This is a genomic window from Streptomyces kebangsaanensis, from assembly GCF_001906585.1.
GTDB lineage: Bacteria > Actinomycetota > Actinomycetes > Streptomycetales > Streptomycetaceae > Streptomyces > Streptomyces kebangsaanensis.
Map to the genome: position 1 here is coordinate 19,761 of NZ_JUJA01000137.1, position 11,499 is coordinate 31,259.

Below are 11,499 nucleotides of genomic sequence, written 5' to 3' on the forward strand. Positions count from 1 at the left end.
TGCCGGTCTCGCTGGCGGAGGCCGTCGCCGAGTTCCGCGGGGACGAGGTGGTGCGCGCCGCCCTCGGGCCGGTCCTCGCGGACGCGGTGGTCGCCGTACGGCAGGGCGAGGTCGCGGCGGTCGACGGGCTGGACGACGAACAGGTGGCGGCGGCCTACCGCTGGAGGTACTGATGGACGGCGGGCCGGCCGGTGCCGCGGGGCCGGTGCACGAGGTGCTGGCCGCGCTGCCGCTGGTGGACCACCACTGCCACGGGGTCGTCACCGCCGGCCTGGACCGGACGGGATTCGAGTCCCTGATCACCGAGGGCGCGGTGTGGCCCGGCAGCGGGATCTCGCCGTTCGACAGCCCCGTCGGGGTGGCCGTGCGCCGCCACTGCGCCCCGGTCCTGGACCTGCCGCGGCACGCGCCCGCCGACGCGTACCTGGCCCGGCGGGCGGAGCTGGGCGCGGCGGAGGTCAACCGGCGCTTCCTCACCGCCGCCGGCACGGCCGCGTACTGCGTCGACACCGGCTACGCGCCCGGCCACGGCACCACCACCCCGGCGGAGATGGTGGAGGCGGCGGGCGGTGACGCGGTGGCGTACGAGGTCGTACGGCTGGAGGCCGTCGCGGAGGCCGTGGCGGCGCAGGGCGTCGAGCCCGGCGAGTACGGCGCCGTCCTCCGCGCGGCCGTGCGGGAGGCCGTACGGCGGCCGGGCGTGGTGGCGGTGAAGTCGGTGGCCGCCTACCGCACCGGCTTCGACCTGGACCCGGCGCGCCCCTCGGCGGAGGAGGTCGCGCGGGCGGCGGCGGGGTGGCTCGCCCGCGCGCCGCACCGCCTCGACGACCCGGTCCTCGTACGGCACCTGCTGTGGACGGCCGTCGACCTCGGCCTGCCCCTGCAACTGCACACCGGGTTCGGCGACAGCGACATCCGGCTGCACCGCGCGGACCCCGCCCGCCTGACCGACTGGCTGCGCCTGACCGCGGGCACGATCCCGGTCCTGCTGCTGCACTGCTGGCCCTACCAGCGCCAGGCCGCCTACCTGGCCACCGTGTTCGAGCGGGTGTACCTCGACGTCGGGCTGGCGCTGCACTACGTCGGCCCGGCCCGGGCCCGGGCCGTGCTGGCCGAGGCCCTGGAGATCACACCGTTCCGCAAGCTGCTGTACAGCTCCGACGCCTACGGTGTGGCCGAGTTCCACCACCTGGGCGCGGTGGCCTTCCGGCAGGGCCTGGCCGGGCTGCTGCGGGAACGGGTGGACGCCGACGAGCTCAGCCCGGCGGACGCGGTGCGGATCGCCCGCTGGACGGGGCGGGACAACGCCCGGCGGGTCTACGGCCTCGCGGGGCTCCCCGGCCTTGCGGATCTTCCCGGTTGAGAACCAGTGAAAGTATGATCAAACAATGTCTGACATGACCGAGACCACGCCCGGTTGGCTGACCACCGACGAACTGGAGTCGGCGCGCGCCCGCATGCCGATCCTGTACGTCGAGGCGGTGCCGGTGCGCGTCGACGACAGCGGTGAAGTGACCAGCATCGGCCTGCTGCTGCGCATCGGCCCGGACGGAACGGTCAGCCGGACCCTTGTCTCCGGCCGGGTGCTGCACCACGAGCGCGTGCGGGACGCCCTGCTGCGCCACCTGGAGAAGGACCTCGGCCCGGTGGCGCTGCCCCGCGTGCCGGCCTCCCTGCAGCCCTTCACCGTGGCCGAGTACTTCCCCACGGCCGGCATCACGCCGTACCACGACCCGCGCCAGCACGCCGTGTCGCTGGCCTACATCGTCCCGGTCAGCGGCGACTGCCGTCCCCGTCAGGACGCCCTGGACCTGGTCTGGTTCAGTCCTCAGGAGGCGGTTTCCGAAGCGTTGCAGAGCGAGATGCCGGGCGGCCACGGGGTCCTGCTCAAGCAGGCACTGGCGCACGTGGGTTACGTGTAGCCGACCACGGCCGCCGAAGTACGGTCAGGAGTGGGCTCGGCGGGCCGCCGTGCGGAAGCCGCGGTGCAGCTCCCGCATGCGGTCGGCCAGAGCCGGAACGGGGCCCTGTACCGTCAGGCCGGGCACCACGTCCTGGATCGCCAGGCAGCGCACCGGGGGCGGCGGCACGTCCAGCTCGGCCAGCCAGTCGGTCAGCTGGGCGGACGAGTGGGCGTAGACGATCCGGCCGAGACCGGCCCAGCCGTGGGCGGCCGCGCACATGGGGCAGTGCTCCCCCGAGGTGAAGACGGTGGCCTCCGCCCGTTCCCGCTCGGCGAGGTGGGCGGTGGCCCAGCGGGCCAGCTCGAACTCCGGATGCCGGGTGTGGTCGCCGAGGCTGTGCACCCGGTTGCGCTCCTCCGCCAGCACCTTCCCGTCGGCGGCGACCAGGACCGAACCGAACGGCTCGTCCCCGGCCCGCAGGGCCTCGGCCGCCAGTTCGACGGCGCGCTCCAGGTGCCGCAGTTCGGCGGCGTCCAGCTCGACGGGGGCCATGCTCTCTCCTTCGCGCGAGGCACGTGGGCGGGGAACGCGTGGGCGGGGAAACCGAAAGGGCCGTACCGGACCACTCCGATACGACCCTCGACCTGCCCCTTCGCAAGTCGGGACGACAGGATTTGAACCTGCGACCCCTTGACCCCCAGTCAAGTGCGCTACCAAGCTGCGCCACGTCCCGTTGCCCGTCTGACCTGGGGTTTCCCCCGGCCGAACGTGCAGGGAAACAATACCGCACTCGGGTCGGTGGTCGCGCATCACTTTACGGGGCCGTCGGTGCGGCGGGGCCCGTCGTGCCGACGGGGATCTCACCGCGCGGCGGGCAGGCCCAGCCCGGGATGGGCCTCCAGCAGTCCCGGCGGAGCCGCCTGGCGCCAGGAGTCGGCGAGGATGTCGCGCAGCTCGTCCTCGTCGTCCAGCGCGGCGAGCCGGACCCGGACCCAGGCGAACTGCGCCTCGTGGCCGGCGATCCAGAACTTCTCCGGCTCGGCCAGGACCAGTTCGTCGCGCTCCTCCCTGGGGCAGCGCACGGCGGTGGAGGTCTCGTCCTCCGGCAGCGTGGCGAACATCTTCCCCGCGACCCGGAACGTGGGCATGCTCCAGGCGGTCTTCTCCGTGGTGTCCGGCAGGGACAGGGCGATACGGCGTACGTCTTCGGCATCCGGCATGCGAGGCACGCTAGCCCGTGCCACTGACAGTCGCCCCGGCAAGCGCCGGGGCTACGCCTGCGCCGCCTGCTCCAGGGCCTGGAGCACCGGGCGGATCAGCGGGTGTCCCTCCGCTCCCCGGCGCACCGCCGCGAAGACCCGGCGGGTGGGTGCCGCGCCGACGACGGGGCGTACGACCACGCCCGTGAGGTCCATGCCGCGCAGGGCGGAGCGCGGGACCAGGGCCACTCCCGCGTCGGCCGAGGCGAGGGCCACGACGGCGCGGAAGTCGTCGGAGGAGTGTTCCAGAAGGGGATGGAATCCGGCGTTCTCGCAGGCCAGGACGACCACGTCGTGGCAGGGGTTGCCGGGGTAGGGGCCGATCCAGGGGTCCTTGGCCAGCTCGGCCAGGGGCACTTCGGCGGCGCCGGCCAGGCGGTGGGTGACCGGGACCACCGCGTCGAACGGCTCGGCGTACAGCGGTACGGGGGTCAGCCGGGGGTCGTCGGCGGGCGGCGCGCCCCGGTACTCGACGGCGACCGCCACGTCGACCTGCCGGTCCAGCACCATCGGCAGGCTGGCGTCGCCCTCCGCGTCCCGGACGCGGATGCGGATGCCGGGCGCCGTACCGGCCAGCCGGGCCACCGCGGGCGCGACGACCTGGGCGATGCCGGTGGCGAAGGCGGCCACGGTGACGGTGCCGGCCTCGCCGGAGCCGTACGCGGCGAGTTCGGCCTCCGCCCGCTCCAGCTGGGCGAGGACCGCGTTGGTGTGGCTGAGCAGGATCTCGCCGGCCGGGGTGAGCCGTACGCCCTTGGCGCCCCGCTCGACCAGCCGGTGGCCGGTCTCCTGCTCCAGCGCCGTGAGCTGCTGCGAGACGGCGGAGGGCGTGAGGTAGAGCGCGGCGGCGGCAGCCGTCACCGTACGGTGGTCGGCCACCGCTCGGAGGATGTGCAGCCGCCGCGCCTCGATCATGCGAACAATTATCGCCACATGCGCGGCAGGGGCCGGCCTCCGGCTCAGCCCTCCAGCTCCGCGCGCGCCGCGACGAACGCGTCCACCGCGCGGTTCACGTCGTCGGTGGAGTGCGCGGCGGACAGCTGCACGCGGATGCGTGCCTGCCCCTGGGGCACGACGGGGTAGGAGAAGCCGATCACGTACACGCCGCGCTCCAGCAGCAGCTCCGCCATCCGGCCCGCCTCGGCCGCGTCGCCGATCATCACCGGTGCGATGGCGTGGTCGCCGGGGAGGATGTCGAAGCCCTCCTCGGTCATCCGGGAACGGAACAGCGCGGTGTTCTCGGCGAGCCGGACCCGCAGGTCGTCGGCCGTCTCCAGCAGGTCGAGCACCTTCAGGGAGGCCGCCGCGATCACCGGGGCGAGGGTGTTGGAGAACAGGTACGGCCGGGAGCGCTGGCGCAGCAGGGCGACGATCTCGGCGCGGGCGGCGACGTAGCCGCCGGAGGCGCCGCCGAGCGCCTTGCCGAGGGTGCCGGTGATGATGTCCACGCGGTCCATGACGCCGTGCAGTTCGGGGGTGCCGCGGCCGCCGGGGCCGACGAAGCCGACGGCGTGCGAGTCGTCGACCATCACCATCGCGTCGTAGCGGTCGGCGAGGTCGCAGATCTCGCGCAGCGGGGCGACGTAGCCGTCCATCGAGAACACGCCGTCGGTGACGATCAGCTTCCGGCGCGCCCCGCCCTCGGTGGCCTCCTTCAGCTGCCGCTCCAGGTCCGCCAGATCGCGGTTGGCGTAGCGGAAGCGGCGGGCCTTGGACAGGCGGATGCCGTCGATGATGGAGGCGTGGTTGAGGGCGTCGGAGACGACGGCGTCCTCCGGGCCGAGCAGGGTCTCGAACACGCCGCCGTTGGCGTCGAAGCAGGAGGAGTACAGGATCGTGTCCTCCTGGCCGAGGAACGCCGACAGCCGGGCCTCGAGCTCCTTGTGCACCTCCTGCGTGCCGCAGATGAAGCGCACGGAGGCCATGCCGTAGCCCCAGCGGTCCAGGGCCTGGTGGGCGGCGGCGATCACCTCGGGGTGGTCGGCGAGGCCGAGGTAGTTGTTGGCGCAGAAGTTGAGGACCTCGCCGGGGCGTCCGCCGGCGGTGACCTCGACGGTCGCGGACTGCGGGGTGCCGATGACGCGCTCGGGCTTGTGCAGACCGGCGGCGCGGATCTCGTCGAGGGTGGCGCGCAGGTCGTCGCGCACGGAGTCGAACATGGGAAAGCTCCTAGGGTGCTTGCGCTGAGGGCGGGTCACGCGGTCCAGTCGAGGATGATCTTGCCGCCCCTGCCGCTCGCGGCGTCGGCGAAGGCCGCCTCGAAGTCGCCGTAGGCGTACCGGCCGGTGATCACGGGAGCGAGGTCGAGGCCGCCCTCCAGCAGCACCGACATCGCGTACCAGGTCTCGAACATCTCACGGCCGTAGATGCCCTTGATGGTGATCATCGAGGTGACGATCCGGGCCCAGTCGACGGGGAACTCCTCGGACGGCAGGCCGAGCATGGCGATCCGGCCGCCGTGCGTCATGTTGGCGATCATGTCGCGCATGGCCTCGGGGCGGCCGGACATCTCCAGGCCGACGTCGAAGCCCTCGCGCAGGCCGAGCGTGCGCTGGCCCTCGGCGATGGTCGCCGCGGCGACGTCGAGCGCGAGGCTCACACCGATCTTGCGGGCCAGTTCCAGCCGTTCCCCGCTCACGTCGGTGATGACGACGTTGCGCGCGCCCGCGTGCCGCGCGACGGCCGCCGCCATCAGGCCGATCGGGCCCGCGCCGGTGATCAGCACGTCCTCGCCGACCAGCGGGAACGACAGCGCGGTGTGCACGGCGTTGCCGAACGGGTCGAAGATCGCGGCGATGTCGAGGTCGACGGGGACGCGGTGCACCCAGACGTTGGCGGCGGGCAGCGCGACGTACTCGGCGAACGCGCCGTCGCGGCCCACGCCCAGCCCGACCGTGGCCCGGCACAGGTGGCGGCGCCCGGCCAGGCAGTTGCGGCACTTTCCGCACACCAGGTGGCCCTCGCCGCTGACCCGGTCGCCGGGCTTGATGTCGGTGACGTCCCGGCCGGTCTCGACGACCTCGCCGACGAACTCGTGCCCGACCACGAGCGGGGTGCGGATCGTCTGTCGCGCCCAGCCGTCCCAGGCCCGGATGTGCAGGTCGGTACCGCAGATGCCGGTCCGCAGGACCTTGATCAGTACGTCACCGGGTCCGACGGCGGGCTCGGGGACGTCCGCGAGCCACAGCCCGGGTTCCGCCTTCTGTTTGACCAGCGCCTTCAACGCAACGGCTCCTGTGGATCGGGCCCCGGGGCCGGGCATGCCGAAGGGGCCCGCGTCCGGGGAAAGTGGAATCGCACAGCAATCTGCCGTACGGCGGCGCCGGGGTCCATCGAGGATTTCTTAAGCGGGGCCACAGTTCCGCTTCACGCCGTCTCCGCAGCCCGCCGTCCGGCGCTCAGCGCGGGAAGCCGTTCCCCTCCAGCCGGGGGGCGAGTTCCGCCGCGGCCGCCTTGATGGTGCGCAGTCCCTCCCGGCCCCACGGCCGCGGCTCGAGGTCGACGACGCACACCGTGCCCAGCACCGTCCGCGTGCTGTCGATGAGCGGGGCGCCGAGGTAGGAGCGGATGCCGAACTCGTCGACGACCGGGTTGCCCGCGAAGCGCGGGTAGTCGCAGACGTCCTCCAGCACCAGCGCCTTGCGCCGCACCACGACATGCGGGCAGAAGCCGTGGTCGCGGGCGAGGCGGCGGCCCACCTCGCGCCGGGTTCCGTCGCCGTCGCCGTCGCCGCCGGTGCCGGGGTCGGTGTCGACGGTCAGGACGTCGCGCTCGGGCCGGTGCAGCCCGGCGAAGAACTGCCCGTGCTCGTCGAGGAAGTTGACCATCGCGTACGGCGCCCGGGTGAGCGCGGCGAGCCGGTCGGCGAAGGCGTCCAGGGCGGGCTCGGGACGCTCTCCCAGGCCCAGCCCGCGCAGTCGCCGGGTGCGGGCGGGGGCGTCCCTGTCCTCGGGGGTCAGCAGCAGGCGCCCGGTCGGGCGCGGCGGGTCGTAGCTCACGGCCGGGCTCCGTCGCTGTCGGCGTACGTCATGTGCGGGCTCCGTGGCGGGTGTGCGTGGGCGAGGAGGTGCCGTACCAGGGCGAGCAGCGTCTGGACGCCCGAGCTGGAGATACGGGCGTCGCAGGGGACGACGGGGACCTTCGGGGCGAGGTCGAGGGCGGCCCGCACCTCCTCGGGGTCGTAGCGGTGGGCGCCGTCGAACTCGTTGACGGCGACGATGAAGGCGAGGCCGCGTTGTTCGAAGAAGTCGACGGCCGCGAAGCACTCCCGCAGGCGGCGCGTGTCGGCGAGGATCACCGCGCCCAGGGCGCCCTCGCACAACTCGTCCCACATGAACCAGAACCGCTCCTGTCCGGGCGTGCCGAACAGGTAGAGCACGTGCCGCGGGTCAAGGGTGATGCGGCCGAAGTCCATCGCCACGGTGGTCTCGACCTTGTTCTCGATGCCGTCGAGGTTGTCCGTGGCCGCGCCGACCGTGGTGAGCAGCTCCTCCGTGCTGAGCGGGGCGATCTCGCTGACCGCGCCGACGAAGGTCGTCTTGCCGACCCCGAACCCGCCCGCCACCAGGATCTTCAGCGCGGTGGGGAAGGGATCGGAGCCGCCCCGGCCACCGTCCCGGCCGCCGCCCCGGCCGCCGTCGTACTCAGAGCTGTCGTCGTAGTCCATCGAGCACTGCCTCCAGAAGGGCCCGGTCGGTGGGGTGTTGGTGGTACGCGGGGGGCTTGGTGGTGAGCGCCCCGCAGTCGACGAGGTCGGACAGCAGCACCTTGGTCACCGCGGCCGGCAGCTTCAGATGGGCGGCGACCTCGGCGACCGGGACGGGGCCGCGGCACAGGTCGAGCGCCTGGCCGTGTTCGGGGCCGAGACAGCCCAGCGGCGTCACCCCGGTGGCCATCACCTGCGACATCAGGTCGAGCGCGATGCTGGGCCGGGTGCGGCCGTTGCTGACCGTGAAGGGGCGCACCAGCCGTCCGGCCGCGTCGTCGAGCCAGGGCTCGTCGCCGATCGCCGCCGCGCTCAAGGCCGCAGCGCCGGGGGTTCGGCGGAATGCCGCCGGGGGGCGGTGACGAGGTAGGGGCGGACGCTCTTGACCAGCATCGCCATCTCGTAGCCCAGGACCGCCGCGTCGGCCTCGCGTCCGGCGAGCACGGCGAGGCAGGTGCCGGAACCGGCGGTGGTGACGAACAGCAGGGTCGAGTCGAGTTCGACGACGACCTGCCGTACGTCGCCGCCGTCGCCGAAGCGGACGCCGGCGCTGCGGCCGAGGGAGTACAGGCCGGAGGCCAGGGCGGCCATGTGGTCGGCGCTGTCGTGGTCGAGGCCGTGGACGGACTTCACCAGCCCGTCGCAGGACAGCAGGACCGCGCTGTGGGTGTGCGGTACGCGCTGCACGAGGCCGCTCATCAGCCAGTCGAGGTCGGAGACCTGGCCGGTCGGCGCGTCGCTCGCCATGGTGGATCGACTCCTTGGGGTACGAAGGTCCGCGTAGGCGCGGGGGGCGGGGATCGGGGTGAGGTCGGACGGCGGACCGGTCATCCGGCTGGGGCGCTCCCGTCGTACCGGGCTGCGGGCCGTGCCTCGGTGGCCGGCTCCTGGTGCTGCTGGGCCTCGGCGGCCGGTTCCCGGTGCGGCTGGGCCTCGGCGGCCGGTTCCCGGTGCGGCTGGGCCTCGGCGGCCGGTTCTCGGTGCTGCTGGGCCTCGGCGAGCCCGATGCCGCGCTGGAAGGCGGCCATCAGCCCGGGGTCGTGGCCGGCCATGTGCCCGGGGTCCTGGCGCGGCACCGGGCCACCGCGCAGCTGCGGCACGATGTGCTCCTGGGCGCGCCGCCGGGGCAGCTGCGGCCTGCCCATGGTCTCCCGCACCGCGCCCACCCGCGGAACGGGCGGCGCACCGTCGCCCGCGGCCATGGCGGCCCGGTCCGCGGCCCGGATCCCCGGCACGGCCTCGGCGGGATTGGCCCGCGGCTCGCCCGTCCCTCGGCGGGGCAGGGGGGCCGGGCCGTCATCGGTGGTGTGCGGAACGGGCACGGGTGGAGCTGACGGCACGTCGGCTTCGGCCGGATTCACACCTGTTGCGGGGAGCGGCATCGCCGCCGGGGCCCGGTGGAGCGGGAGCGGAGGCGTGGCAGCGGGGACGGGCGGTGCGGGGGCGCCCGGCGCGGAGGTGTCCGGCGCGGTGGTCCCCAGCAGGGACTGCGGTACGACGAGGACGGCCTGGACGCCGCCGTAGATGTTGGTCTGCAGCCGGACGGTGATGCCGTGCCGCTTGGCGAGCTGGGAGACCACGAACAGTCCGATGCGGCCGTCGGTGAGCAGGCCGGCGACGTTGACCTGGTCGGGGTCGGTCAGCAGGGCGTTCATCCTGACCTGCTCGCCGACCGGCATGCCCAGACCCCGGTCCTCGACCTCCACGGCGAGCCCGGAGGTGACGAGGTTGGCGCGCAGCAGGACCTGGGTGTGCGGCGCGGAGAACACCGTGGCGTTCTCGACGAGTTCGGCCAGCAGGTGGACGACGTCCGCGACGGCGTGGCCGCGCAGCCGGCCGTCGACCGGCGGGACGAGCCTCACGCGCGAGTACTGCTCGACCTCGGCGACGGCCGAGCGCAGCACCTCGGTCATGGACACGGGGTTGCTCCACTGCCGGCGGGAGACGGCGCCGCCGAGGACGGCGAGGTTCTCGGCGTGGCGGCGGATCCGGGTGGCGAGGTGGTCGACGTGGAAGAGGCCCTTGAGCAGGTCGGGGTCCTCGATCTCGTTCTCCAGCTCGTCGAGGAGGGAGATCTCGCGGTGCACCAGGGACTGCAGGCGCCGGGCGAGGTTGACGAAGACCTCGAGTTTCTGCTCGCTGCCGGCCTGGCTGGACAGCTGGGTGGCCTGGACGACGGCGGCGACGGCACCGTCGTGGACGCGGGCCAGGTCGGCGGCGAGCAGTTCGAACTCGTCGGCGTCGTCCGGCGGTCCGCCGCGCGGCTTGCGCCGGTCCGGGCTCTCGCCGCGGCGCAGCGCGTCGACGAGGGCGTGCAGGTCGGCCTCGCGGCGCGCGGTGGCGCGGCGCAGCGCGTCGATCCGGTCGTGGACGGAGCGGGCGGCCCGGCCGGCGGCGACGGCGGCGGTCGCGATGCCCGCGAGCGTCACGCAGAACGCACCGGCGAGCACGCCCCACAGGGTGAACCCGGGGCGCGCCCCGGTGGAGCGCACGGTGAAGAGCACGGCGGCGCCGGCGCCGAGGGCGACCGCGGTCGGCGGCAGCACCGCCAGGCGCAGCAGCTGGTGCCGTATGGGCATCTCGGGCAGCGAGGGGGCGGTGCGGGCGACCGGCCGCCCGTGCCGTCCGCCCTCACGGCGGTCTGCGCGGGCGACCGGTGCGCGGAGGTGAGACATCTGTTCCTCGTACTGGTCCGTCGGGCCTGTGTGCTCGTGCATGGGGCACGAGCGGGCGTGCGCCATCGCTGTACCGGTCGGCAGAGACGCGCATGCGGCCCCACGTCGCCCGGCGGACACTCACAGTAGTCACGGGTACATCACGTGCGGTGGGCAGTTGACGAAATCCCCCGGCGATCGTCCCGCTCTGGTATGAGGGCCCGTACGACAGTCCGAGCCCCCGCACCGACCTGCACCACTGATCCGAAAGGGATCGATCCTCCCTGCTCAGAACCTGTCACGAACGGACGGCGGGGCCGAGATGCCCTCCGCTCCCCGGCCCCGCCGTACGCCCCCCGTCCGCCCGGCCTCGGCCCGCCGCGACGATCTCGGGACTGCTGCCGCTCTCTCCGGCGCCCTTCGCACCGTCACCCGCCGTATCGGCCTGCGCCCCTGCGGTCGGGCAGCGCCCCTCACGGGAACCGGCCTTCGACAGCCCTGTCAGGGCGGGCTCTTCGCCACGATGGTGAGGTAGATCCCGAACACGAGGGAGTACGCCGCGAGGGCCGGCATGAGGACGGCCACGGTGCGAAGGCGGGCCCGGGAGAGCGTGAGCGCCACGGGGAGCAGCAGCGGGAAGGCGGGCAGGAGGAGGCGGGGCCTGCTGGTGAAGAAGTGAGCGCCGCCCAGAGCCATCACCATCAGCGTCGCGGTGTACACGAGAAGGGGGAGCGGTTGCCGGTCGAGCACGCTCAGGATGAACAGGGCGACCGCGCCGATCGCGACAGCCGCGGCCGTGTACTGGCCCAGGGATGCCTTCGCGAGCACCAGGTGCTTGAACATGTGGAGGGTGTAGTGACCGAAGTCGAAGGTCGAGCCGAACCGCCGCTGGACGGTGAAGTAGCCCCACGGGCCGCCCGTCTTCACTCCCACCCAGACGACGTAGCCGAACCACCCCGCTGGAGCGAGAACGGCGG

Annotated in this window: 12 protein-coding genes, 1 tRNA gene and 2 pseudogenes; 3 read left to right on the plus strand and 12 right to left on the minus strand. The window is 73.6% G+C overall.

The window, feature by feature from the left end:
* The 3 genes and pseudogenes from RH94_RS43955 to RH94_RS19910 form a co-directional block, all read left to right on the plus strand.
* Positions 1-173, plus strand: a pseudogene (locus RH94_RS43955) (glutamine synthetase); the annotation flags it as partial.
* On the plus strand, positions 173-1,363 hold the full coding sequence (locus RH94_RS19905; protein ID WP_073948878.1) for an amidohydrolase family protein: 1,191 nt from the start codon (positions 173-175) through the stop codon (positions 1,361-1,363). The pseudogene RH94_RS43955 and the gene RH94_RS19905, both read left to right, overlap by 1 nt.
* 34 nt (positions 1,364-1,397) lie before the next feature.
* Positions 1,398-1,922, plus strand: coding sequence for an NUDIX hydrolase family protein (locus tag RH94_RS19910; protein WP_073948879.1), 525 nt, complete (start codon positions 1,398-1,400; stop codon positions 1,920-1,922).
* A 24-nt stretch (positions 1,923-1,946) separates the two neighbouring features.
* Here the strand turns inward: RH94_RS19910 and RH94_RS19915 are convergent, their stop codons facing one another.
* The 12 genes and pseudogenes from RH94_RS19915 to RH94_RS43960 all read right to left on the minus strand — a co-directional run.
* On the minus strand, positions 1,947-2,456 hold the full coding sequence (locus RH94_RS19915; RefSeq protein ID WP_073948880.1) for a nucleoside deaminase: 510 nt from the start codon (positions 2,454-2,456) through the stop codon (positions 1,947-1,949).
* 107 nt (positions 2,457-2,563) lie between these two features.
* A tRNA-Pro gene (locus RH94_RS19920) sits at positions 2,564-2,637 on the minus strand.
* 127 nt (positions 2,638-2,764) lie between these two features.
* Positions 2,765-3,124: an MmcQ/YjbR family DNA-binding protein gene (locus tag RH94_RS19925; RefSeq protein WP_073948881.1), complete on the minus strand. Its 360-nt coding sequence runs from the start codon at positions 3,122-3,124 to the stop codon at positions 2,765-2,767.
* A 51-nt stretch (positions 3,125-3,175) separates the two neighbouring features.
* Positions 3,176-4,078 (minus strand): LysR family transcriptional regulator, encoded by a 903-nt coding sequence (locus RH94_RS19930; RefSeq protein ID WP_073948882.1) that lies wholly within the window; start codon positions 4,076-4,078, stop codon positions 3,176-3,178.
* A gap of 44 nt (positions 4,079-4,122) precedes the next feature.
* A complete protein-coding gene (locus tag RH94_RS19935) occupies positions 4,123-5,322 on the minus strand; it encodes a glycine C-acetyltransferase (RefSeq protein ID WP_073948883.1) in 1,200 nt (399 codons plus the stop codon).
* Positions 5,323-5,357: 35 nt separating this feature from the next.
* Positions 5,358-6,386: an L-threonine 3-dehydrogenase gene (tdh, locus tag RH94_RS19940; protein ID WP_073948884.1), complete on the minus strand. Its 1,029-nt coding sequence runs from the start codon at positions 6,384-6,386 to the stop codon at positions 5,358-5,360.
* 175 nt (positions 6,387-6,561) lie between these two features.
* A complete protein-coding gene (locus RH94_RS19945; protein ID WP_073948885.1) occupies positions 6,562-7,161 on the minus strand; it encodes a GAF domain-containing protein in 600 nt (199 codons plus the stop codon).
* Positions 7,158-7,829 (minus strand): GTP-binding protein, encoded by a 672-nt coding sequence (locus RH94_RS19950; RefSeq protein ID WP_073948886.1) that lies wholly within the window; start codon positions 7,827-7,829, stop codon positions 7,158-7,160. Before RH94_RS19950 ends, RH94_RS19945 begins: the two co-directional genes overlap by 4 nt.
* Positions 7,807-8,184 carry a DUF742 domain-containing protein gene (locus RH94_RS19955; RefSeq protein ID WP_073948887.1) on the minus strand — a complete coding sequence of 126 codons (378 nt, stop codon included), beginning with the start codon at positions 8,182-8,184 and terminating at the stop codon, positions 7,807-7,809. Before RH94_RS19955 ends, RH94_RS19950 begins: the two co-directional genes overlap by 23 nt.
* Positions 8,181-8,615, minus strand: a complete 435-nt coding sequence (locus tag RH94_RS19960) for a roadblock/LC7 domain-containing protein (protein WP_073948888.1) — start codon at positions 8,613-8,615, stop codon at positions 8,181-8,183. The genes RH94_RS19955 and RH94_RS19960 overlap by 4 nt, the downstream gene beginning before the upstream one ends.
* An 80-nt stretch (positions 8,616-8,695) precedes the next feature.
* Entirely contained in the window at positions 8,696-10,543 is a 1,848-nt protein-coding gene (locus RH94_RS19965; RefSeq protein WP_073948889.1) for a sensor histidine kinase, read from the minus strand.
* Between the two features lie 480 nt (positions 10,544-11,023).
* Positions 11,024-11,499 (minus strand): annotated as a pseudogene (locus tag RH94_RS43960) (hypothetical protein); the annotation flags it as partial.

Excerpts from the sequence above, each read along its gene's own strand:
- RH94_RS19905 (WP_073948878.1), top strand. The coding sequence starts at position 173 with ATGGACGGCGGGCCGGCCGGTGCCGCGGGGCCGGTGCACGAGGTGCTG.
- RH94_RS19910 (WP_073948879.1), top strand. The coding sequence starts at position 1,398 with ATGACCGAGACCACGCCCGGTTGGCTGACCACCGACGAACTGGAGTCG.
- RH94_RS19915 (WP_073948880.1), bottom strand. The coding sequence starts at position 2,456 with ATGGCCCCCGTCGAGCTGGACGCCGCCGAACTGCGGCACCTGGAGCGC.
- RH94_RS19925 (WP_073948881.1), bottom strand. The coding sequence starts at position 3,124 with ATGCCGGATGCCGAAGACGTACGCCGTATCGCCCTGTCCCTGCCGGAC.
- RH94_RS19930 (WP_073948882.1), bottom strand. The coding sequence starts at position 4,078 with ATGATCGAGGCGCGGCGGCTGCACATCCTCCGAGCGGTGGCCGACCAC.
- RH94_RS19935 (WP_073948883.1), bottom strand. The coding sequence starts at position 5,322 with ATGTTCGACTCCGTGCGCGACGACCTGCGCGCCACCCTCGACGAGATC.
- RH94_RS19950 (WP_073948886.1), bottom strand. The coding sequence starts at position 7,829 with ATGGACTACGACGACAGCTCTGAGTACGACGGCGGCCGGGGCGGCGGC.
- RH94_RS19960 (WP_073948888.1), bottom strand. The coding sequence starts at position 8,615 with ATGGCGAGCGACGCGCCGACCGGCCAGGTCTCCGACCTCGACTGGCTG.
- RH94_RS19965 (WP_073948889.1), bottom strand. The coding sequence starts at position 10,543 with ATGTCTCACCTCCGCGCACCGGTCGCCCGCGCAGACCGCCGTGAGGGC.